Origin of the sequence: Thalassolituus pacificus (assembly GCF_025318105.1) — a bacterium.
GTDB classification, from domain to species: Bacteria; Pseudomonadota; Gammaproteobacteria; order Pseudomonadales; family Oceanobacteraceae; genus Venatoribacter; species Venatoribacter pacificus.
Genome location: NZ_JAOANI010000005.1, coordinates 52,870 through 73,375, shown reverse-complemented (window position 1 = coordinate 73,375; position 20,506 = coordinate 52,870). Strand labels below are relative to the sequence as shown.

The 20,506-nt window shown below is 53.0% G+C and carries 17 protein-coding genes; 12 read left to right on the top strand and 5 right to left on the bottom strand.

Annotated features, from left to right (window positions below; translation table 11 throughout):
- Positions 1 to 5 precede the first annotated feature (5 nt).
- The 4 genes from ruvX to gshB form a co-directional block, all read right to left on the bottom strand.
- Positions 6 to 470 (bottom strand): Holliday junction resolvase RuvX, encoded by a 465-nt coding sequence (gene ruvX / locus NYR02_RS01770; RefSeq protein WP_260974680.1) that lies wholly within the window; start codon positions 468 to 470, stop codon positions 6 to 8.
- Positions 470 to 1,027 (bottom strand): YqgE/AlgH family protein, encoded by a 558-nt coding sequence (locus NYR02_RS01765; protein ID WP_260974679.1) that lies wholly within the window; start codon positions 1,025 to 1,027, stop codon positions 470 to 472. Before NYR02_RS01765 ends, ruvX begins: the two co-directional genes overlap by 1 nt.
- Positions 1,027 to 1,902 (bottom strand): energy transducer TonB, encoded by an 876-nt coding sequence (locus tag NYR02_RS01760; protein ID WP_260974678.1) that lies wholly within the window; start codon positions 1,900 to 1,902, stop codon positions 1,027 to 1,029. The genes NYR02_RS01765 and NYR02_RS01760 overlap by 1 nt, the downstream gene beginning before the upstream one ends.
- Positions 1,903 to 2,066: 164 nt before the next feature.
- Positions 2,067 to 3,017 carry a glutathione synthase gene (gene gshB, locus NYR02_RS01755; RefSeq protein WP_260974677.1) on the bottom strand — a complete coding sequence of 317 codons (951 nt, stop codon included), beginning with the start codon at positions 3,015 to 3,017 and terminating at the stop codon, positions 2,067 to 2,069.
- Between the two features lie 213 nt (positions 3,018 to 3,230).
- Between gshB and pilG the strand changes: the two genes are divergently transcribed.
- The 12 genes from pilG to NYR02_RS01695 all read left to right on the top strand — a co-directional run bounded on the left by pilG (position 3,231) and on the right by NYR02_RS01695 (position 19,251).
- On the top strand, positions 3,231 to 3,614 hold the full coding sequence (gene pilG, locus NYR02_RS01750) for a twitching motility response regulator PilG (protein ID WP_145466915.1): 384 nt from the start codon (positions 3,231 to 3,233) through the stop codon (positions 3,612 to 3,614).
- 39 nt (positions 3,615 to 3,653) lie between these two features.
- Positions 3,654 to 4,019, top strand: coding sequence for a twitching motility response regulator PilH (gene pilH / locus NYR02_RS01745; RefSeq protein ID WP_260974676.1), 366 nt, complete (start codon positions 3,654 to 3,656; stop codon positions 4,017 to 4,019).
- A gap of 1 nt (position 4,020) precedes the next feature.
- Entirely contained in the window at positions 4,021 to 4,545 is a 525-nt protein-coding gene (locus tag NYR02_RS01740; RefSeq protein ID WP_260974675.1) for a chemotaxis protein CheW, read from the top strand.
- Between the two features lie 97 nt (positions 4,546 to 4,642).
- Positions 4,643 to 6,697, top strand: a complete 2,055-nt coding sequence (locus NYR02_RS01735) for a methyl-accepting chemotaxis protein (protein ID WP_260974674.1) — start codon at positions 4,643 to 4,645, stop codon at positions 6,695 to 6,697.
- Positions 6,698 to 6,723: 26 nt separating this feature from the next.
- Positions 6,724 to 7,614 carry a CheR family methyltransferase gene (locus NYR02_RS01730; protein WP_260974673.1) on the top strand — a complete coding sequence of 297 codons (891 nt, stop codon included), beginning with the start codon at positions 6,724 to 6,726 and terminating at the stop codon, positions 7,612 to 7,614.
- The gene (locus NYR02_RS01725; RefSeq protein ID WP_260974672.1) at positions 7,611 to 14,231 is read left to right on the top strand and encodes an Hpt domain-containing protein; all 6,621 of its coding nucleotides are present in this window, start codon (positions 7,611 to 7,613) and stop codon (positions 14,229 to 14,231) included. The genes NYR02_RS01730 and NYR02_RS01725 overlap by 4 nt, the downstream gene beginning before the upstream one ends.
- A 1-nt stretch (position 14,232) precedes the next feature.
- Complete coding sequence (locus tag NYR02_RS01720) at positions 14,233 to 15,273, top strand: chemotaxis protein CheB (protein WP_260974671.1); 1,041 nt, start codon at positions 14,233 to 14,235, stop codon at positions 15,271 to 15,273.
- Positions 15,254 to 15,727, top strand: a complete 474-nt coding sequence (locus NYR02_RS01715; protein WP_260974670.1) for a chemotaxis protein CheW — start codon at positions 15,254 to 15,256, stop codon at positions 15,725 to 15,727. The genes NYR02_RS01720 and NYR02_RS01715 overlap by 20 nt, the downstream gene beginning before the upstream one ends.
- A 51-nt stretch (positions 15,728 to 15,778) precedes the next feature.
- Complete coding sequence (gene waaC, locus NYR02_RS01710) at positions 15,779 to 16,804, top strand: lipopolysaccharide heptosyltransferase I (RefSeq protein ID WP_260974669.1); 1,026 nt, start codon at positions 15,779 to 15,781, stop codon at positions 16,802 to 16,804.
- On the top strand, positions 16,797 to 17,453 hold the full coding sequence (locus tag NYR02_RS01705) for a glycosyltransferase family 77 protein (protein WP_260974668.1): 657 nt from the start codon (positions 16,797 to 16,799) through the stop codon (positions 17,451 to 17,453). The genes waaC and NYR02_RS01705 overlap by 8 nt, the downstream gene beginning before the upstream one ends.
- A 2-nt stretch (positions 17,454 to 17,455) precedes the next feature.
- Positions 17,456 to 18,172 (top strand): polysaccharide deacetylase family protein, encoded by a 717-nt coding sequence (locus NYR02_RS01700; RefSeq protein ID WP_260974667.1) that lies wholly within the window; start codon positions 17,456 to 17,458, stop codon positions 18,170 to 18,172.
- A gap of 38 nt (positions 18,173 to 18,210) precedes the next feature.
- Positions 18,211 to 19,251, top strand: coding sequence for an alpha-2,8-polysialyltransferase family protein (locus tag NYR02_RS01695; protein WP_260974666.1), 1,041 nt, complete (start codon positions 18,211 to 18,213; stop codon positions 19,249 to 19,251).
- Here NYR02_RS01695 and NYR02_RS01690 read toward each other — a convergent pair.
- Positions 19,211 to 20,470, bottom strand: a complete 1,260-nt coding sequence (locus NYR02_RS01690) for an O-antigen ligase family protein (RefSeq protein WP_260974665.1) — start codon at positions 20,468 to 20,470, stop codon at positions 19,211 to 19,213. The genes NYR02_RS01695 and NYR02_RS01690 overlap by 41 nt on opposite strands.
- Positions 20,471 to 20,506 lie beyond the last annotated feature (36 nt).

Genomic DNA, 20,506 nt, shown 5'->3' with positions numbered 1-20,506 from the left:
CTTTATTATTCGTGCGCCGGCGCTGCGTTTAACGGCCAGGCCGCCATCCAGCTTTCCAGAATTAATTGTGCGGCAATACCATCCACAGAGTTATTGCCAAAATCGCGGCTGCCGCCCTGTGCGATGACCATGCCTTTGGCTTCGTAACTGCTCAGGCGCTCGTCATGGGTAAACGACGGGCGGTGAAAACGGCCTTCGAGACGCCCGGCAAACTTCTTTGCGCGGCGGCTCATATCACTGGCTGTGCCATCCATATTCAGTGGCAGGCCAACGACAAAAGCATCGGGCTGCCACTCATCAATAATGCGCTGCAGCACGTCCCAGTCGGGCACGCCATCGCGCGCTTTAATGGGATTCAGTGGGCGGGCGGTGGCGGTAATGCGCTGGCCGGTGGCGATGCCGATACGCTGGGTGCCGAAATCAAAAGCCAGCAGGGTTTTAACCCGCGCTGACGGTGCCGGGCTGCTCATCAGGCATGCCCCGCATCAGAACTCAGAAATTCGGCACTGACGCCAAGCTGGCTGAGCGCGGCCTGATACAGCTCGTCGTGGGGCACTTCAAACAACAGATGTTCGGTGGCTTCAATGGTGAGCCAGGAGTTGGCCAGTATTTCTTCGTCCAGCTGCTGCGCATCCCAACCGGCGTAACCCAGCGTCAGGCGGTAATCCTGCGGGCCGGAGCCGGCGGCAATGGCTTTAAGAATATCTTTTGACGAGGTCAGGTGTGCCTGTTCGGTGACGTTCAGCGTCGCCCCCCAGTTGCCCTGCTGACGGTGCAATATAAAGCCATGTTCCTGGCTGACCGGGCCGCCGGCGTAAATGCCCGGATCAATACCGGCCAGACGGTTGATTTCCAGCTGCTCGCAGATTTCGTGAAAGGTAACCGGCAGCGGTTTATTCAGCACGATACCCATGGCGCCGTCGGCATTGTGTTCACACAGATAGGTGACCGTACCGGCAAACCAGGAGTCTTCCAGTTGCGGCATGGCAATCAGCAGATGGTTTTTCAGGCTGTTAAGCTGTTGCATTAATTGGCGTCCGAAATGTAGCGGTTACCCTTGAACTGCCAGGTGCGGATAATTTCCAGAATGTCGGTCTGCTTGCGCATTTCTTCGGTAAACGGAGCGAAAGGGGCAGACAGACGCACGATGCGCAGCGCGGCATCATCCAGCACTTTTTTTCCGGACGACTCAAGAATACGCAGCTCGTTGATGGTGCCATCCGGGTTGATGGCAACCAGCAGGCGCAGGCGGCAGTTGTCGAAGCAGCTTTCTGCTTCGCGGGGATAATTCAGCGCTCCCATCTGTTCAATCTTGCGCCGCCAGCTGTTCACATAATAGGCATCGTTGGCCTTCATGGTGGATGCGGCGGTCAGGCGCTGAATGCGTGGCTGTTTGGCGTAGGTCTGACGCAGGGAATCAAGTTTGGCCTCAAGGCTGGCCATTTCCAGACTGCGTTCCAGTAAGGTTTTTTCCGGGCCGTCGGGCAGGTCAACCTGCATGGCGCGGCGTTCTTGCTCACTGGTCACTTTATTACGACTGCTGCCGCTGGTGGTGACCAGCTGGCGGTTGCCCTGTACCTGACGCGGAGCACTGGCTTGTTGTTCCTGCGGCGAGGTTTCGTTGATTTCGTTGGCGTGGAAGGTGGCTTCGACATCGGTGGTCAGCATGCGGGCTTCATCTAAGGTGCCGCTGCCTTCCTGATTTTCCTGAGCAATAAAATCGGCCTGTTCCGGCGCTTTGTCGCTTTTGTAGGTCGCCAGTGTGACTTCCAGCGTCTTGGACAGGTTATCGCGGTCGCTGGCGGTAAAGCTGATGCCGAGAATAATAACGGCATGAATCAGCAGAGCCAGAAACAGGGCGAAGGACAAGCGATCGGAGCTGGTCACGGCGGTGGCTGACATGCGTGCAGAAGTACCTGTTTAAAGACTGAAAAACGGGTGCAAGTCTGCGCTCTCAGGGGGGATTTGTCCATATTCAGGCTGAGCGGCCGCTGCCTTACTATTTACAGTGCAGCGGCCTTTGCCTGTGGTGTTGGCGGGAGCGTGACTCCTGCAGTATTCCGGCCTTACTGAGCCAGCTTACCCAGCAGACAATCAATCAGCAGACCGGCTACGTCAATGCCGGAATCGCGGCTGATTTCACGCACGCAGGTCGGGCTGGTAACGTTAATTTCGGTCAGGTGGTTGCCGATGATGTCGAGGCCAACAAAATACAGGCCTTTTTCTTTCAGAATCGGGCCGATTTTTTCGGCAATGGCGCGGTTTTCATCACTCAGTGGCTGGGTCACGCCCTGACCGCCGGCGGCCAGGTTGCCGCGGGTTTCGCCCTGTGCCGGAATACGTGCCAGACAGAAGGGTACCGGCTCGCCATCAATCATCAGGATGCGTTTGTCGCCGGCGGTGATCTCCGGGATAAAACGCTGCGCCATGATTTGCTGGCTGCCGTGGTTGGTCAGGGTCTCAATGATGACGCTGACGTTCGGGTCGTCGGCGCGCAGACGGAATATAGAGGAGCCGCCCATGCCATCCAGTGGTTTGAAGATGACATCGCCATGTTCTTTATGGAAAGCCTTCAGCAGATCAGCGCGGCGGGTAACGATGGTCGGGCTCATCAGCTCCGGGAATGCCGTGGCGAATACCTTCTCATTGCAGTCGCGCAGGCTCTGCGGTTTGTTGGCAACCAGAACGCCTTCCTGTTCGGCACGCTCAAGGATATAGGTGCTGTAGATAAACTCGCTGTCGAACGGTGGGTCTTTGCGCATCAGAATGATGTTCAGCTCAGCCAGTGGCTGTTCGCGATAGTCGCCCAGATCGAACCAGTGCTCAGGGTTCATTGCCACCTTTAAGGGAGCCATGCGCCCCATGGCTTTGCCGTTCTGGATCGACAGGTCGCTCTGCTCCATATAGAAGAGTTCACAGCCGCGTTCCTGGGCGGCATGCAGCAGGGCCAGAGAGGTGTCCTTTTTAAAGGCGATGTCCGCGATAGGATCCATCACCACACCCAGTTTAATGCTCATATAAGGCTCCGTAAGATCAGGTGCTCGACGATGGCGCCAGTGTAACCTATGGATTGTCCCGGCGGCGTAACTTAATTGTGTGACGCAGCGCAGCGCGCCGGCCTAGCCTTTGTTGCATAATGTGTGATACAAACGTGCGCAATGGCGTCTCCTGCGATTGTTGAACACAACCGCTCACTAAAACATAAGAAATGGATGGTTAAAGGCCTCCCTATGGACGATAACTTTCAGAATATTAAAGTCATGGTCATCGACGATAGTAAAACCATTCGTCGTACGGCTGAGACTTTGCTTAAAAAGGTCGGCTGCGAAGTCATTACCGCCACAGACGGTTTTGATGCACTGGCCAAGATTGCCGATACTCACCCGGATATCATATTTGTCGACATCATGATGCCGCGTCTGGATGGTTATCAGACCTGCGCCCTGATTAAAAATAACTCCAAATTCAAGTCGACTCCGGTAATCATGTTGTCCAGTAAAGACGGTTTGTTCGATAAGGCTAAAGGGCGCATTGTTGGATCTGATGAATATTTAACCAAACCTTTCAGCAAAGAAGAGCTGTTGGGTTCGATTCGTCAGTATGTAAAATCCTGAGCCAGCGACAGCTATAAAAGAGTTTAAGAGGTAACAGGCATGGCCCGCATTTTGGTAGTAGATGATTCTCCAACAGAAACGGAAGCGTTCCGCTCCATGCTGGAGAAAAATGGTCACGAAGTTCTGACCGCAGAAAACGGTGCCGATGGTGTGGCACTGGCGCGCAAGGAAAAGCCGGATGTAGTACTGATGGACATCGTGATGCCGGGCCTTAATGGTTTTCAGGCAACACGTCAGTTAACCAAAGATCCTGAAACCCAGCATATTCCGGTGATTATCGTCACCACCAAGGATCAGGAAACTGACCGTGTATGGGGTAAACGTCAGGGCGCAAGTGGTTATCTGGTAAAGCCGGTTGCGGAAGCAACTCTGCTGTCCGAGATCGCTTCAGCTATGGCTGGCTGATATGCATCCGTACGCGCAGCTGCTGAACATAGCCGAACGTAGCCGACGCAATGCGTCGGCTTTGCCGCAACAGGTGGAAGCGGTTTCTTACTGGCGTGGTGTTGGCTTTATGCTCGCTGGTCAGACCTTTGCCGCCGACATGATTGATGTCGCGGAAATTCTGCAGCCACCGCGCCTGACCAAAGTACCGGGTGTGCGCAGTTGGGTTCTGGGTGTGGCCAACGTGCGTGGACGTATGGTTCCGGTGATGGATCTGGCAGGCCTTTTAGGGATGCCATCCAAGGCTAACTGGCGCAGTCGCAGGGTTTTGGTCGTCGAACAGGACGACCATCTGACCGGCTTGCTGGTTGATGCCGTACTGGGTATGCAGCAGTTTGCAGTCGATCGCCGGATTGATGTTTCCGAACTCGATCCGGCGTTCAGTAAATTTGTAGAACATGGTTTCGAGCGGGATGGGCGCGAATGGCCGGTATTTCAGCTGCGTGAGCTGATCCGGGCGCCGGAGTTCCTGCAGATTGCGGTATAACAATACCCGTGCAGCGGTTATGGTTAGGTAATCTGATCGAATCTGCCGTCAGGCAGATAATAATTAAAATACATGCAGTGAGTGTGGAGAGAACGGCATGAGCGGAAATACAGGAAGCGTCTTGTCGACGGTCTTCAGAAACCGGATTAACGGTGTTCTGGCGGGTCTGTTGTTCGTGTTTCTGGCGGTGTTTATCGGTATTACGGTGTACGTAAACCGCTTGGCAAACCAGGACGAGCAATATATTGAGCACGCAGGTGAGCTGCGCGTACTGTCGCAGGAACTGGCAAAGAACGCGGTAGAAGCCGCGGGCGGTAAAAAAGAAGCATTCGGTCAGCTGAAGATTGCCCGTGATAACTTCGCCACCCGTTGGGGTTACCTGACGAAAGGTGACTCAGCGAACGGTCTGCCAGCTGCTGAAATTGCCACCATGACCAACGTAGAAGGTGTATGGAATAAGGTTCAGGGCAACGCTGACCAAATTATCCGCGCCGAAGATATTATTCTCTCCCTCCACGAAGTTGCCGCGACACTGGCGGAAACGATTCCTCAGCTGCAGGTGGAATACGACGAGATTGTAGAGATTCTGCTGGATAACGGCGCACCTGCTGATCAGGTCGCGGTTGCACAGCGTCAGTCCTGGCTGGCAGAACGTATCGTGCGCTCGGTTAACAAAGTATTGGCCGGTGGCGAAGATGCGGTAATGGCGGCGGATGCGTTCGGTCGTGACGCCTCGCTGTTTGGTCGCGTACTGAACGGTATGATTCAGGGCAACGTTGCCATGAACATCTCCCAGGTAAAAGATGAAGAAGCGGTTTACGCACTGGCGGAAGTCGCTGAGCTGTTTGAATTCGTATCCGGTTCGGTTGACGAAATTCTGGAAACCTCTCCTGAACTGTTCCAGGTTCGTGAAGCATCCGACTCAATCTTCAGCGATTCCCGTACTCTGCTGGATCAGGCATCCAAACTGACTGAAAACATTCAGGACGGTGCCGGTCAGCGTGGTGTGCTGCAGGCGGTTGGTTATATTTCTGCGGTACTGGCATTGGTCATGATGATGGCGTTTGGTGTTGTGTCTTACCGCGAAACCCGTCGCGATCTGGATGCCACTGCGAACAAGAACGAACAGAACCAGATGGCGATTTTGCGTCTGCTGGATGAAATTGCTGACCTTGCGGATGGTGACTTAACAGCCTCAGCAACGGTAACCGAAGACTTTACCGGTGCGATTGCTGACTCCATTAACTACGCAATCGACCAGATGCGCTCGCTGGTATCGGCGATTAACGAAACAGCGGTGCAGGTATCTTCTGCTGCTCAGGAAACCCAGGCGACAGCGATGCACCTGGCCGAAGCTTCTGAACACCAGGCGCAGGAAATTGCCGGTGCCTCTGCGGCGATTAACGAAATGGCGGTGTCTATTGACCAGGTATCAGCCAACGCCTCTGAATCCTCTGCGGTTGCGGAGCGGTCGGTAGCGATCGCCAACAAAGGTGCCGAAGTGGTACAGGCGACCATTAACGGCATGGATAACATCCGTGAACAGATTCAGGAAACGTCCAAACGTATTAAACGTCTGGGTGAATCCTCACAGGAGATTGGTGACATCATCTCCCTGATTACTGACATTGCCGACCAAACCAACATTCTGTCTCTGAACGCTGCGATTCAGGCCTCCATGGCCGGTGATGCTGGTCGGGGCTTCGCGGTGGTAGCGGATGAGGTACAGCGACTGGCAGAACGTTCAGCCGCTGCAACCAAGCAGATTGAAGCGCTGGTTAAAACGATTCAGAACGATACCAACGAGGCGGTAATCTCGATGGAAACCACCACTTCGGAAGTGGTGCGTGGTGCTCGTCTGGCGCAGGACGCCGGTGTGGCACTGGAAGAAATTGAAAACGTATCGAAAAACCTCGCGGAATTGATTCAGAACATTTCCAACGCCGCCCGTCAGCAGGCATCGTCTGCTGGTCATATTTCCAACACGATGAACGTTATTCAGGAAATTACCTCGCAGACGTCTGCCGGTACGACCGCAACGGCGAAATCGATTGGTAACCTGGCGGAAATGGCCAACAAACTGCGTGAATCGGTAGCGGGCTTCAAACTGCCGGAAGCTGAGTTGGACCTTCATCAACGACAGGTGCTGTAACCTGACAGATGGTTGGATGACGTTTAATGAACCATCAGTTACGTACAGGTTTGAGTACTGTTCCGGAGATGGACGACACTCAGTTCGTTCGCTGGCAAGGTTTGCTGGAAGAACGTACCGGCATGTGTCTGGCGCCGCAGCGCCGCTCGTTTCTGCAGACCAGTCTTGGTCTGCGGATGCGCGAAGTGGGCTGCGACAGCTATCAGGAATACTACGACCGTATCGTCAATGGCGCTTCCGGTGCTATCGAGTGGAGTACTCTGGTTGACCGCCTGACCGTACAGGAAACCCGCTTTTTCCGTGATCCGGATGCATTTGCGTTTGTTGAGCAATTTGTCCAACAAAAAGCAGCTGAAAGCGGTGATGATGGGGCGCTGGAATTCTGGAGCGTGGGTTGTTCTTCCGGAGAAGAGGCCTACAGCCTTGCCATGGTGGCTGAACGTCACCTGACAGCGCAGGGAAAACGCTACGCTGTTACCGGTACTGATATCTCAACCATCGTGTTACGTAAAGCTCGTGCTGGGCGTTATCAGCCACGCGCCCTGGACTGGGTGACGGATGAATATCGTCAATTGGGGTTCAAAGATCTGCAGCCGGGCAGCCCGGTGCAGGTATCCGACACGCTGCGTCAGCGCTGTTGTTTCAGTCAGGTAAATATCCTGAATCTGGCCAACTGTCCGCTGCAATCTCAGCATGTTATTTATTGCCAGAACGTACTGATTTACTTCCGTCGCTGGCGTCGCCGTGAAATTCTTAATGTCCTCGCCGAGCGTCTTGCTCCCGGTGGCATTCTCGTTATTGGTCTTGGGGAAATGGTGGACTGGCAGCATCCGTTACTGGAACAGGTTCATAGCAGCCGGGTATCCGCGTTTGTGCGTAAGCAATCGAATTCGACAGGGGAGACCACAAGGCGATGAGCCAGGACTACATCGCCCTGGAATGGGTAAAAGGGGAAATCGAAGAGACTCTGCAACAAGCCCAGCAGGCGCTGGAAGCTTATGTGGAGAATCCCCAGGACAACAGCCGGCTGAAATTCTGCCTGAGTTACCTGCATCAGATTCACGGTACTCTGCAGATGGTCGAATTCTATGGTGCTGCTCTGCTGGCGGAAGAGATGGAGGCTATCGCTTCGGCGCTGGCTGACTCTTCGCTGAGCAACGAGCGTGATGGTCTCGAGATTCTGATGCAGGCGATTATTCAGCTGCCTCACTATCTTGAGCACGTCAAAGTGGGCCGCCGCGATCTGCCGGTGGTACTGCTGCCGATTCTTAACGAGTTGCGTTCTGCCCGGGGTGAAAGCTTCCTGTCAGAAACGGCGTTGTTTGCGCCGACCATTCAGCACCATGCCCCCCTTACGGACACTCAGGCTGCCACTTTTGCCAGTGATGACTTCCACCACTGGGCACGTAAAATCCGCCAGATGTTGCAAACAGCAACCCTGCAATTGTTACAGAACAAGCAGCCGGATGTCGCCAAACAATATCTGAATAAGGCGTTTGCCCGCTTACACAAAGCGCTGGGTAAAACGCCACAGGGATTGGTGTGGTTACCAGCGCTGGCCTTTAGCGAATGGCTGCTTAAACAACAGCATTTCCCCAACAGCGCCAAGCAGTTACTGCGTCAGCTTGATCATCTGCTGAAAGCCGCGATTGAAGAAGGTGCTGCGGCGATTAATCAGCCGCCATCGGATGAACTGCTGAAAAACCTGCTGTTTTATGTTGCCCGTACCGACGTAAGTGGCGAAGCCATCCGTCAGGTTCAGGAGCAGTTTGGCCTGCGCCAGGCGCTGCCAACCGAAGCCGAAATTCAGCAGGAACGCGATGCATTATCCGGTCCTGATCGCGATACCGTCGGCCATGTGCTGGGTGCGCTGGTTGAAGAAATTGCCGCGATTAAAGACCGTCTCGACCTGCTGGTGCGCAGTGACGATGACCGCGTCGAGTCTCTGCAGGCAATGTCTCCGAGCCTGAAACAGGTAGCCGACACCATGGGCATGCTGGGTCTGGGCATGCCACGTAAAGTCATGCAGGAACAGCAAAGTCTGGTCGCGCGTCTGATCGACAGCGGCGATGTTAGTGACAGTCATTTGCTCGATATGGCCGGTGCTTTGTTGTACGTCGAAGCGACGTTAAGTGGCATGCAGCGCGAAGGTGATCTGAACGCCCGCAGCAGCGAGAGTACGCTGTCCGATGCGCAGAAAGCCGTTTTGCGTGAAGCGCGTAACGTACTCGAACAGGTAAAAGATGCCGTCGTTGAATACATTGCCAAGCAATGGTCGGTAGAAGAACTGCACGAAGTGCCGGGTCTGCTGCACACCATTGAAGGCTCGCTGAACATGATCCCGCTGCCACGGGTTGCCGGAATTCTTTCCCGTGCGGCCGCGTTTGTGCAGACACAGTTAATTGATCAGAATCTTAAACCGCAGTGGTCGGTGCTCGATGTTCTGGCTGATGTTCTGACCGGCGTTGAGTACTTTATTGAACGCTACTCTGAAAACCCGCGCAGTGCCGGTGCCGAGTTGCTGGATAAAGCCGAAGCGGCCCTGGTTGATCTGCCGGCGACGGAATCACTGCACGACTCCCTTGATGATATCTCCTTCGACGGCGATGAAAATCTGCCGGAAGTCGAAGTCACCTCTTTTGGTGATGCGCTGGCTATTGATGATGACGAAGATGCAGAAATCGTCCACGCAGAACCGGAGCGGCATGATGTGGTTCAGCTTGAAGAAGCCGAGCTGGATCTGACGGCGGATGGTGAGTCCGGATTTGATCCTGAAGCGGAAGCTTTGGATCTGAGTGCTGAAGACGATGGCGTGATCAGCCCCGACACTGTTGCCGATGACAGTATCAGTTTTGATTTTGACAATCTGCAGCCGGAAGATGATTCCGCCGACCTGCATGAACTGGTTGATCATCTACGTGAACAGCAGGCGGATGATCATCCGTCTGTCGACGCCCCGGCATCAGAGGCATTGGTTTCGTCCGACCATGCGGCAGCAGAATCTGAACCAGAAATTGAAGCGCAAGCTGAGCCTGTTAATGTTCCGGGCGCAGCGCTTAACCAAGCGTCTGCTGCAGACGATGACGATGATCTGATTGATGATGAGATTATCGAGATCTTCCTCGAAGAAGCCGAAGAAGTGACCGAAACACTGAACGAATTCTGGCCACAGCTGAAATCCAACCTGGATGACAGTGAGGCTCTGAGCACCGTTCGCCGTGCTTTCCATACTCTGAAAGGCAGTGGCCGTATGGTCAAAGCCGAATTTATCGGCGAACTAGCCTGGTCCATCGAGAACATGTTTAACCGTGTGCTCGATAACACCATCGAGATTAATACCAACCTGATTGCGCTGGTCGACTATGTGATCGGTCAGCTGCCGTTACTGATTGATGATTTCCGTCAGCAGCGTCCGGCTTCTGTCGACATTCAACCGCTGATGGATTACGCCACTGCGCTGGCCAGTGGTCAGAGCGTTGCGCCTTTTGCCGCTGATGCACCGACGGAAGTGGCTACTGCGGAAGCGGTTGCCGAGCCTGACAGCAGCGATGAAGACGAAGATGACGCTCTGCTGGAAGTGTTTGAAGGCGAAGCCCGTTCTCACCTGGTAACACTGGATGAGTTCGTGCAGGAGTCGTATGCCGAAGACTATATCAATGGTCTCAGTGACCAGCTGCAACGTGCGCTGCACACGCTGAAAGGCAGTGCTCATATGGCTGGTATCACCGCCATTGCCAATGTTGCATCGCCGCTGGAGCGTCTGGTTAAAGAGCTGCGTGCGTACCAGATTAATAACAGTGCCGATGTGGTCGGTCTGATTGCCACCGGTTCCGGCCTGATTGCCTCAGCACTGGAAACCCGTGAACTGTTGCAGGCTGAACATATTGCTGGCGCTGATGTGTACGTTGAACGTTTGCATCAGCTGGAAAAACAGCTGCTGGAACCATTGCAGGTTGAAGACTCTTCCCGCCGTGGACCAAATCCGCAGGCGATCGCGCAGTTCCTTGCCCAGGGAATGGATTCGCTGCTGGATGCCGACCGCTTACTGAATCGTTGGCACCACGATCACGACGACAGTGTTCTGACGGCGTTGACTCGGGATTTGCAGGAAGTCGGTGCCGGTGCCGCTGAAGCAGAAGTACCGCACATTCAGGCGCTGGCTGATGCGTTGAACAATCTGTATCTGCGCATTCAGAATGAGCAGGCTGCACCGACCGAAGAGTTACTGGCACTTGCCTCAGAAGCTCACGAGGCTGTGCTGGCAATGATGGACTGCCTGGCTGCCGGTCAGGAAACCCAGAGCCCGGATGAATTGCTGATGCGTATCCGCAACTGGCAATTCCCGCTAGCGGACATGGGCGATGAGCTGCCGGTATTACAGCTGGACGATGTGGTCACTGACGACGATGAAGATGATATCGGCCTGGCTGATGTCTCTTATGACGTTGACGGCGATGATGATGTGCTGTCGGTTCTGTCTGAAGACTACAGCGCTCAGGAAGACGATGTGCCACAAGCCGAATTGGACGTGGAGCCTGTTGTTCCGTCGCCAGCGCAGAACGAAGCGCACAGCGAGATGGACATGCTGCCTCTGCCGGCGGTAGAAGATGGTGACGAAGACGAGATTCTGGAAATCTTCCTGGAAGAAGCTCAGGAAATTACCGAATCCGTTGAAACTGCAATTCAACGCTGGCGTCAGCACCCGGATAACCTGCTACACGTTGCCCAGTTGCAGCGTGAACTGCACACCCTGAAGGGTGGCGCACGGATGGCCGAGTTGTCAGAAGTGGCCGATCTCTGTCACGAGCTGGAAACGCTGTACGAAAATATCAACGATGGTCGCCTGGCTGTGCAGATGCAGATCTTTGATCTGCTTGAGCGCGCTCATGATGAGCTGGGTACACAGCTGGATGCCGTGCGTGAAGGTGTACGCCCGGCCGCAGCTGACAGCATGATGGCCGAAATTCGTCAGTATCTGAAAGGCGGTGCCTGTGGTGAATTGCCGGAAGAACTGAACGAAGAAGACTGCGACCTGGACGACGAAAGCGAATTTGCCGAGCAACCACCGTTACCGGCGGTGCAGGCCGAAACTCTGGATGAGTCGGACCGGGAAATTCTGGAAATCTTCCTCGAAGAAGCCCACGAGCTGCAGGAAGCTCTGGATCGCGCCTTGCACGATTGGGAACAGGAACCGGCTAATACCGCCGGTGCCGAAGAAGCTCAACGTGTGCTGCACACCCTGAAAGGTGGCGCACGCCTCGCGGGTCTGACCGAAATTGGTGACCTTGCTCATACGTTTGAGGCCAATATCCTTAAAGCGCAGCAGGGTCATATTGACCGCTCAGCGGCCTTCTTCCAGTCTGCTTATCAGCGTCAGGATGAGCTGATTAACCAACTCGATGCCGTGGAGGTCATGCTGGCGTCGGATGGATTGGTGGTTCTGGGTGAGAAATCCCTGACCATTGAGCCACTGACGATTGATGCTGAACCTGATTCAGCCGCCGCTGAAATCAACGAGCCAGCACCAGAAGAAGAGCAGGGCGAAGAAAAACCAAGCGCTGCACAGTCTTCCGACGTTGCAGAGCAACCGGTTTCTGATCCGGCCTCTAATGTTGTGCCGCTGCGCCGTGCTGTACCGGATGCACCGAAACAGGATAAAGCCGCTGCACAACAGGCCGCGCGGAAAGCACCGCAGGAACTGGTTAAAGTATCCGCCGACTTGTTGGACAACCTGGTTAACCTGGCCGGTGAGACCTCTATTGGTCGTGGCCGTCTGGAACAACAGGTGACCGACTTCTCCCATACCCTTGAAGAAATGGATATGACGCTGGATCGTTTACGCGATCAGCTGCGTCGTCTGGATATGGAAACCGAGGCTCAGGTTATTTTCCGACAGGAACGTCAGGGCCCGGACTATGAAGACTTTGATCCGCTGGAGATGGACCGCTACTCGGCGATGCAGCAGTTATCGCGCGCGCTGGTGGAATCTGCATCGGATTTGCTCGACCTGAAAGAAACCCTGAGCCATAAAACCCGTGACGCGGAAACCCTGTTGCTGCAACAGAGCCGGGTAAACACCGAGTTGCAGGAAGGTCTGATGAAGACCCGCATGGTGCCATTCCAGCGCCTGGTGCCGCGTCTGCGCCGTATTGTGCGTCAGGTCAGCCTGGAACTGGATAAGCAGGTCGAACTGCGGGTTTATAACGCCGATGGCGAGATGGACCGTACCATTCTTGAACGCATGATCTCTCCGCTGGAGCACATGGTGCGTAACGCGGTTGACCACGGTATTGAAAATCCGGCGCTGCGTGCTGCTGCGGGCAAGCCCGATATCGGCAGTATCGAACTGGATATCAGCCGCGATGGCGGCGACGTGGTTCTGACCATGAGTGATGACGGCCGCGGGGTGAATCTCGAGGCGGTTAAGCGCAAAGCGATCGAACGCGGACTGATGGATCCGGATGCCAATCTGTCGGATCAGGAAATCATGCAGTTTATTCTGCAGGCGGGTTTCTCTACAGCAGAAGCGGTGACGCAGATTTCTGGCCGTGGTGTAGGCATGGACGTTGTGTCCAGCGAAATCAAACAGATGGGCGGCAGCGTTGAAATTCAGTCAGAAGCTGGTGCCGGTACCCGCTTTGTTATCCGTCTGCCGTTCACGGTATCGGTTAACCGTGCCCTGATGGTGCGTGTCGGTGACGATCTGTATGCCGTACCGCTGAATAACATTCAGGGTATTGTGCGTGCCCCGGTAGCGCAGCTGCAGTCGTTGTACGATCAACCTCAGGCCGAGCGTAAATATCATTATGCCGGTACCGATTACCGTATCGAGTATCTTGGCGTGATGCTGGAAAACGAAGCGCAGCCGAAATTCAGTGCTCAGCATATGCCATTGCCGGTACTGCTGATCCGTGGTGCTATTCCGTTTGCATTGCAGGTGGACTCGCTGCTCGGCTCGCGCGAGATTGTGGTAAAAACTCTTGGTCCGCAGTTTGCCAGCGTAATGGGTGTTTCCGGCGGTACCATTCTGGGTGATGGTAGCGTGGTCATCATTCTTGATTTACCGGCGATGATCCGTACCCAGGCGAGTCTGGAATATCAGCAGGCGAAACTGCTCGACAGTCAGGCCGCCGAACGCCGCCACGAACTGGAAAACCGTCTGCCACGAATTCTGGTGGTCGATGACTCGGTGACGGTACGTAAGGTAACCACCCGTTTGCTGGAACGTAACGGCATGGAAGTGTTCACCGCGAAAGACGGTGTGGACGCCATGGCAACATTGCAGGATCACAAGCCCGATCTGATGCTGCTGGATATCGAAATGCCGCGTATGGACGGCTTTGAGGTTGCCTCGCTGGTGCGTCACGATTCGCGCCTGAAAGATATCCCGATCATCATGATCACCTCGCGCACCGGTGACAAACACCGTGACCGGGCGATGTCGATTGGTGTGAACGAATATCTGGGTAAACCGTTCCAGGAAGACTTGCTGCTCGGCACCATGAACCGTCTGCTGGGGCGTGAGGAAAACTGACATGGCCTTGCCCAGGGTAGGGATCCTGGCCGACGACCGGCTGCAGCAGCATCTGCTCAAATCCGCATTGATTCATTTCGGCTTTGATGTGGTGATTAACACTGATCCGCAGCGCTTTGTGCTGCTGGATCAGAGTGAACTGCAACTGGATGCCTGGCTGGTCGATATTCGTCAGGAAGACGACGAAGAAAATATGCAATGGCTGGAACAGTTACTGGACGGTGATGTGCCGGTATTGCTGGGGCTGGAAAAAGCTCCGCAAAAAACCTGCACGACATTTCCCAAATGGGAAAAACGCCTGTACGGTAAAATGCGCGAAATTATCAAAGTTACACCGGTGGTGGCCGAAGATGTCGCGGTACTGGACCGGCTTAATGTTCCTACGACTTCTCCGCGTATTCCACTTCCCGGTATCTTTGCTAATCAGAATTTCAGCGGTAAAGCCGCGGCTCAGGTCTGGGTGCTGGGTGCATCATTGGGTGGGCCCGGTGCGGTAAAAGATTTTCTTGATGCTTTGCCTGGTGGTCTGCCGATTGCTTTTATTTATGCGCAGCACATTGATCCGCGTTTTGAAGAAACCTTATGCAAAACCATTGGCCGCCATGCTGAGTACGAGCTTAAAAATTTCGTTGCCGGCGAAGTACTGAACTGCGGAGAAGTTCTGGTCGCTCCGATCACTGATGAATTCCGCTTTGATGGTGATGGCCTACCGCGCAGTCTTGAACGTGCCTGGCCCGGACCTTATGGCCCGTCTATAGATCAGGTGATCCTGAATGTGAACGAATACTACGGCCAGCGGGCCGGTTATATTTTGTTCAGTGGTATGGGTAATGATGGCTCGGAAGCCGTGATGAGCCTGAGTAACAGTCAAGTACCGGTTTGGGCGCAAACGCCGCAGAGCTGCGCCAATGCTTCAATGCCGGAAAGTGCGATCGAAACCAATCGCGTCAATTACATCGGTGACCCTTACCAGCTGGCACTGCAGCTGGTGAATTGCGTTAAACACAGCGGGATAAATATTCATGAGCCAATCCATCACTAAAACCGATACTCCGGATCAGATCGACTGCCTGTTGATTCCACTGAAGGACAGAAACCTGCTGCTGCCTAACGTTTCAGTTGCTGAGATTATTCCGTTTTCCCATCTGCTGACCACGGCGTCCAGCGTTGACTGGATTCTTGGCCGCATCGACTGGCGCGGCACACCGGTGCCGGTACTGTGCTACGAAATGCTTAACCGTCAGCCAGCTCCGGCTCCTAACCCTAATGCCCGCTTCGCCATTGTGAACGGTGTGGGTGCTCACCCGCAGATGCCATTTTATGCGCTGCTGGTTCAGGGTATTCCAAGCCTGGTGCATATCCGCGAAAGCGAAATTCAGGAAGTAGAAGCCATGCATATGGGCGACTATGATCAGAGTGCGGTCAGCATTGGCCAGGATGCCGCAATGATTCCTGACCTGGAATTGGTTGAGCAATCTTTGTTACGTCATATCTGACCTACGCCATTTCTTTATATTCGTAACGGCAGCTTACGAACGCGCGGTTCTATGAAACGAATTCTTATCATTAAGATGTCTGCTTTAGGCGACATCTTGCACACCTTGCCGGCGGTGAGTGACGCACTGCAGGCCGACCCCGATATCTGTTTTGACTGGCTGTGTGAACAGCCTTTTATGGATGTTGCCCGTTTGCATCCGTCTGTCAGGCAGGTTATCGGACATCCGCGCTTACGCTGGAAAAAAAATCGCTGGTCGATACAGACTCTGCGCGAACAGTTTGCTTTTTATAAAGCGCTGCGGCGCGAAAAGTATGATCTGGTGATTGATGCTCAGGGCCGGATTAAATCGGCACGGGTGGGCTGGCTTAGCGGCAGTCCGGTCGTTGGACTCGACAAAAATTCAGCTACAGACTCTGAAACACGCTTATTTTACCGCGAGGGCTATAACGTACCGCGCGATATGAATGCCGTGGAGCGGGTGCGTAAATTGTTCGCCCAGGCGCTGGGGTACCAGTATCAGGGGGAACCCGACTTTGGTATTCACAGTCACACACTGGATAATGCCTTTCCTGAATATACCGGTGCCTGGATCTGCTTTCACGGAACGACCTGGGCGTCCAAACACTGGCCTGAAGCGAACTGGATTGATCTTCTGACTCTGGCAAAACAGGAACAGCAGATGGTGTTGCTCCCCTGGGGAAGTGAGCAGGAAAGACAACGGGCAGAGCGCCTGACCGCCGCAGCTCAGTGGGGCGTTGTACTGCCAAAACTGTCGCTGTGGCAATTATCCGGGATTATCAGTCGTTGTGCTGCAGCTGTTGGTGTTGATACCGGCCTGATGCATATTGCGGCTGCCTGTGGCGTGCCTACCGTTTCTGTATTTGGCAGCACCAGCGTGGCTTTAACCGCTGCGCATGGTAAGCGGGTAATTAATCTGGCTTCTTCGTATTCATGCTCCCCCTGTCTGAAAAAAACATGTCCTTTGAATGATGAATCACCGCCCTGTTATGCGGAGTTAAATGCGACCAGCGTCAGGGATACTGTCAGGAAATTAGCAGGTAAACATTGTGAGTAAACTGCTTGTATGTGGTTTTTACACCGAGAGCTATCGCGACGACATTGAACGTCTGGAAATATCTCTGAAAAGTTTCTCGATGGACTATCAGTTCACTCCGGTTGAGCCACAAAGTTGCTGGGAAGCAACCACAGGTCTTAAGCCACAGGTGCTGCGCCAGTGTTTACTGGATAACCCTGAGCGTGATGTTCTGTACATTGATGCCGATGCTTTTGTGCGGCGGGAAATTACCGGCTTTGATGATTTTGAAGGTGATATTGGTATTCACTTTAATGAGCAGGGCGGTAAGCGCGCGTCACACAGCATCCGCACCGGAACCATTTTTCTGCGCAATACATCGGCTACGCTGGAGTTTCTTGATAAGTGGATTGCCAAGCAGGCGCTGAATGATCATTACTGTGATCAGGATAGCTTTCAGCTAGCCTACGATGAGCCCCATTCCGCGATATTCTTTAACCTGCCGGTCGAATACGTCAAAATTTTCGACAAAGATAATGTGAAATCCTATATCGAGCATTTTCAGGCCAGTCGCCGCAATGAAGACAACAAAGCGGTCAGCCGTAAGCGCCAGAAAAAAATCCGCAATCTGCTTCTGCTGTTGGTGAACTTTGCCCTTTATGGTCTGTTTTATTATCTGGGAGGGCTGTAGAAATGTCGGCAAACAGAAAACTGGCCATCCTGATGTACCACCAGGTGGGTGACTTCAGAAACATCAAAACACTGAAGGCAAATTATTGTCACCATAAGCGTTTTACCCGACAGATGCTGATGCTGAAACTGACCGGGCAACATGTTATTCCGATGAGTGAAGTTTCGCGTTTTCTTAGTGGTGAAGGGGAATACCCTGAGCGTTGTGTCGCCATTACCTTTGATGACGGCTACGAGAATTTTTACCAGTATGCGTACCCGGTGCTGAAAAAATACCAGCTTCCTGCCATGGTTTATATCGTATCCGGTAAGCTGTCAGGACGATCGGAATGGCTGAAAGACGATGGCCATCAGCCGCAGGCATTAATGAGTCGTGAACAGATTCGGGAGGTGTATGCCAATGGTATTGAAATCGGCAGCCACAGTGTCACCCATCCAAGACTGGCTCAGCTGAGTGCAGATTCCTGCTTGCAGGAATTACAACAAAGTAAAAACGATCTAGAAGAGCTTCTCGGCGGTACCGTTGATCATATCTGTTACCCTTATGGCAGTTTCAGCGAAGAGGTCGGGCAGCAGGCAGACAAGGCCGGATATCGCGTCGGCACCACTACGGTGAAGGGCCTGGCATTGCCGGATCAGAATCTCCTCAGCTTACCGCGCAAAGCGGTGTCATTTAATGATGGCGTGCTGAAAACCTGGAAAAATATTCACAGATTATGAACTCTGATTCACGGACGAATGCCGCACATGGTCAGGATATGACAGGGCATCTTTTTATCGTTGAAACCGAACTGCAACTGTTGGCAGCTATGGCGATAGAAGATCAGTACTTATCGGTGGACCGTGATGTTGCCCATTACTTCGTGACATCAGATAAGCTGCTGAATGCGGCGGCTGAACGGGGAAGAGAAAATCTGACCTTGCTGGACCGTAATCACCACGGCGGTCTGCTGGGTAAGATCCGATTTATTAAGGAAAATACCCGCACCGTTCTTAATGTCGAGGAAAGTATTACGACTCAAGGTGGTGCTTGTGTTTTATATATCCCCCGGATAGACGATATTTATAACAATATTCTGGTCGGTCAGTTCAGGAAAAAGAAGCTGGGTAAGGTTGCACTTCTGCCGGATGGTGCATTAAATATTTTCAGCAGCAATATCACTGCTGCCTGCCGTAAGGGGCTAAAGAAGTGGAGTCTGAAACTGAGACTTCTGGCGCCGGGCTACAGCGTTCTGCAGTATGACGGCGACGAACTTGGGGCAGATTCTGAGTGGGTTGATGTTGTTTATTCGTTCACTGGTCTGGATACCGGTTATTGTGCGGATAAAGAGCGCTATATACAGTTCCCTGTACAATTTTCAGAGACCGGGAAATCTGATAATGCAATTATTATCGGCCAGAATTTTCTTGCCTATCAGCAGGCTAACCATAGCTTTGTTGCCACGGTTACTGCAGAGATAAAGAGCCTGCTTGGTGTGCTGAAGGCTGAGCGTGTTTTTTATGCTCCTCATCCACGTGCCTTAACAGCAGAATTCAGAACAGATGATATGGAACCGGTTTCCGGCTCATACCTTTGTATTGAAGAAATGATTGCTGTGCTTGGCTGCCGTTATGTTATTTCCTGCAACAGCACCGCTCTGTTTACAGCCCGTCTTATTGATCCATCTATCCGCTGTTATGCTGTTGGCGCCGAAGATTCTCCCACGCAGAATGAACATCAGCGGGAGAGCCTTCTGAGCGCTATGCGGGATTCCGGGATTACTGTTGTAACCCTGCCTTCTGCTGTTGATGCAACATAATACCGAGCATCAGTCCCAGTAATGTCAGATGTTTTTCCGCAACAAAGCGTATAAAGAATGCATCGACGGTTAAGGAATAAGCCGCGATTGTCAGCGTGATAATCACCACAGCATATTTGTGCGTATAACCAGACCGGACATTCATGCTTTCTCTGCAAAGGAAAAAGCCAAACAGCAGCAAGCAGGTAAGGCCAGTTACTCCCATTGTCGCCAGGGTATTAAAATACAGGCTGTGAGCCTGAACAAATGGACGCAAATTGGATTTGCAGTTAAGGCTTTGATCCTGACTGGCGGGAAGAAACTGATGTGTTCCAACACCAAAGATCGGTTTCTCTTTGCCCATACAGATCGCAGTCTCCCAGAGCATCAATCTGGCACCTGCAGAGTTCCTGTTATTTCCTTCACCATTAACATAATTTGTTACGTTTTTAATTGCGCGATCAATACCATGCTGCAATGGTGACTGGTAGATAGCCGCTGCCAGGGCAGTACTGAGTATCAGGCTTGCTATAACAACTTTCAGGCTTCTGACATGAAAGATGAAGAAAACAGCAATCAGTGGAATTGCCAGAAAACTTCCGCGGGTTCCGGAAGCTATCGCTGCATATAAATAGAGTGTTGCGGCCAGCAAAGCCACAGCAGAAATCGACTTACTTGTTTTCCAGAACGACAAGCAGAAATAGGCTGATACTGCGCTCAGAAGGAAAGCACCATTACCGAAGCCGACGGGATTTTCATCACCAAAAGCACGGCGCATGAATTTAAATCCGCCTGATTGGCCGTATGTTATCCAGGCATAACTGATGCTGCCCAAAAGCAGGGCGAATACCAGTTGCCGGGTGCTGAAGCCAGAATAGTAAACGCCGACAATAAGAAGAGGTAACAGGACTAAACGGAATTCGGGTTCCAGCTTCTGCAGATCCGCCGGATAGTCCGACAGCAGTAATGAAATTAATGCCACGAAGAAAAATGCAAATCCAGCCAGAATGATTTTACGATAAGGTGTCAGAGCGCGGATTTTTACTTTGCCGGATATCAGAACAATGGCCCCGAGTAGCCAGAGCAGGATGCTGACATCGGTCGCTACCGATTTTTTGATGGGCTGTGCGATTAAAAAAATTGCAACAAGCAACGTGATTACATAGGACAGAGGATTGGCAGAAATATCGCGCCAGAGATTTTTAAATGGGCTGGTCATATAGTCGGTAGCGTATGTCATTCGGATCCTGCGAACGTATAAGTTGTACGATGGTTG

Bases quoted from the DNA above. Each gene is read 5' to 3' on its own strand.
- ruvX (WP_260974680.1), bottom strand. From the start codon at position 470: ATGAGCAGCCCGGCACCGTCAGCGCGGGTTAAAACCCTGCTGGCTTTT.
- NYR02_RS01765 (WP_260974679.1), bottom strand. From the start codon at position 1,027: ATGCAACAGCTTAACAGCCTGAAAAACCATCTGCTGATTGCCATGCCG.
- NYR02_RS01760 (WP_260974678.1), bottom strand. From the start codon at position 1,902: ATGTCAGCCACCGCCGTGACCAGCTCCGATCGCTTGTCCTTCGCCCTG.
- gshB (WP_260974677.1), bottom strand. From the start codon at position 3,017: ATGAGCATTAAACTGGGTGTGGTGATGGATCCTATCGCGGACATCGCC.
- pilG (WP_145466915.1), top strand. From the start codon at position 3,231: ATGGACGATAACTTTCAGAATATTAAAGTCATGGTCATCGACGATAGT.
- pilH (WP_260974676.1), top strand. From the start codon at position 3,654: ATGGCCCGCATTTTGGTAGTAGATGATTCTCCAACAGAAACGGAAGCG.
- NYR02_RS01740 (WP_260974675.1), top strand. From the start codon at position 4,021: ATGCATCCGTACGCGCAGCTGCTGAACATAGCCGAACGTAGCCGACGC.
- NYR02_RS01735 (WP_260974674.1), top strand. From the start codon at position 4,643: ATGAGCGGAAATACAGGAAGCGTCTTGTCGACGGTCTTCAGAAACCGG.
- NYR02_RS01730 (WP_260974673.1), top strand. From the start codon at position 6,724: ATGAACCATCAGTTACGTACAGGTTTGAGTACTGTTCCGGAGATGGAC.
- NYR02_RS01725 (WP_260974672.1), top strand. From the start codon at position 7,611: ATGAGCCAGGACTACATCGCCCTGGAATGGGTAAAAGGGGAAATCGAA.
- NYR02_RS01720 (WP_260974671.1), top strand. From the start codon at position 14,233: ATGGCCTTGCCCAGGGTAGGGATCCTGGCCGACGACCGGCTGCAGCAG.
- NYR02_RS01715 (WP_260974670.1), top strand. From the start codon at position 15,254: ATGAGCCAATCCATCACTAAAACCGATACTCCGGATCAGATCGACTGC.
- waaC (WP_260974669.1), top strand. From the start codon at position 15,779: ATGAAACGAATTCTTATCATTAAGATGTCTGCTTTAGGCGACATCTTG.
- NYR02_RS01700 (WP_260974667.1), top strand. From the start codon at position 17,456: ATGTCGGCAAACAGAAAACTGGCCATCCTGATGTACCACCAGGTGGGT.
- NYR02_RS01695 (WP_260974666.1), top strand. From the start codon at position 18,211: ATGACAGGGCATCTTTTTATCGTTGAAACCGAACTGCAACTGTTGGCA.
- NYR02_RS01690 (WP_260974665.1), bottom strand. From the start codon at position 20,470: ATGACATACGCTACCGACTATATGACCAGCCCATTTAAAAATCTCTGG.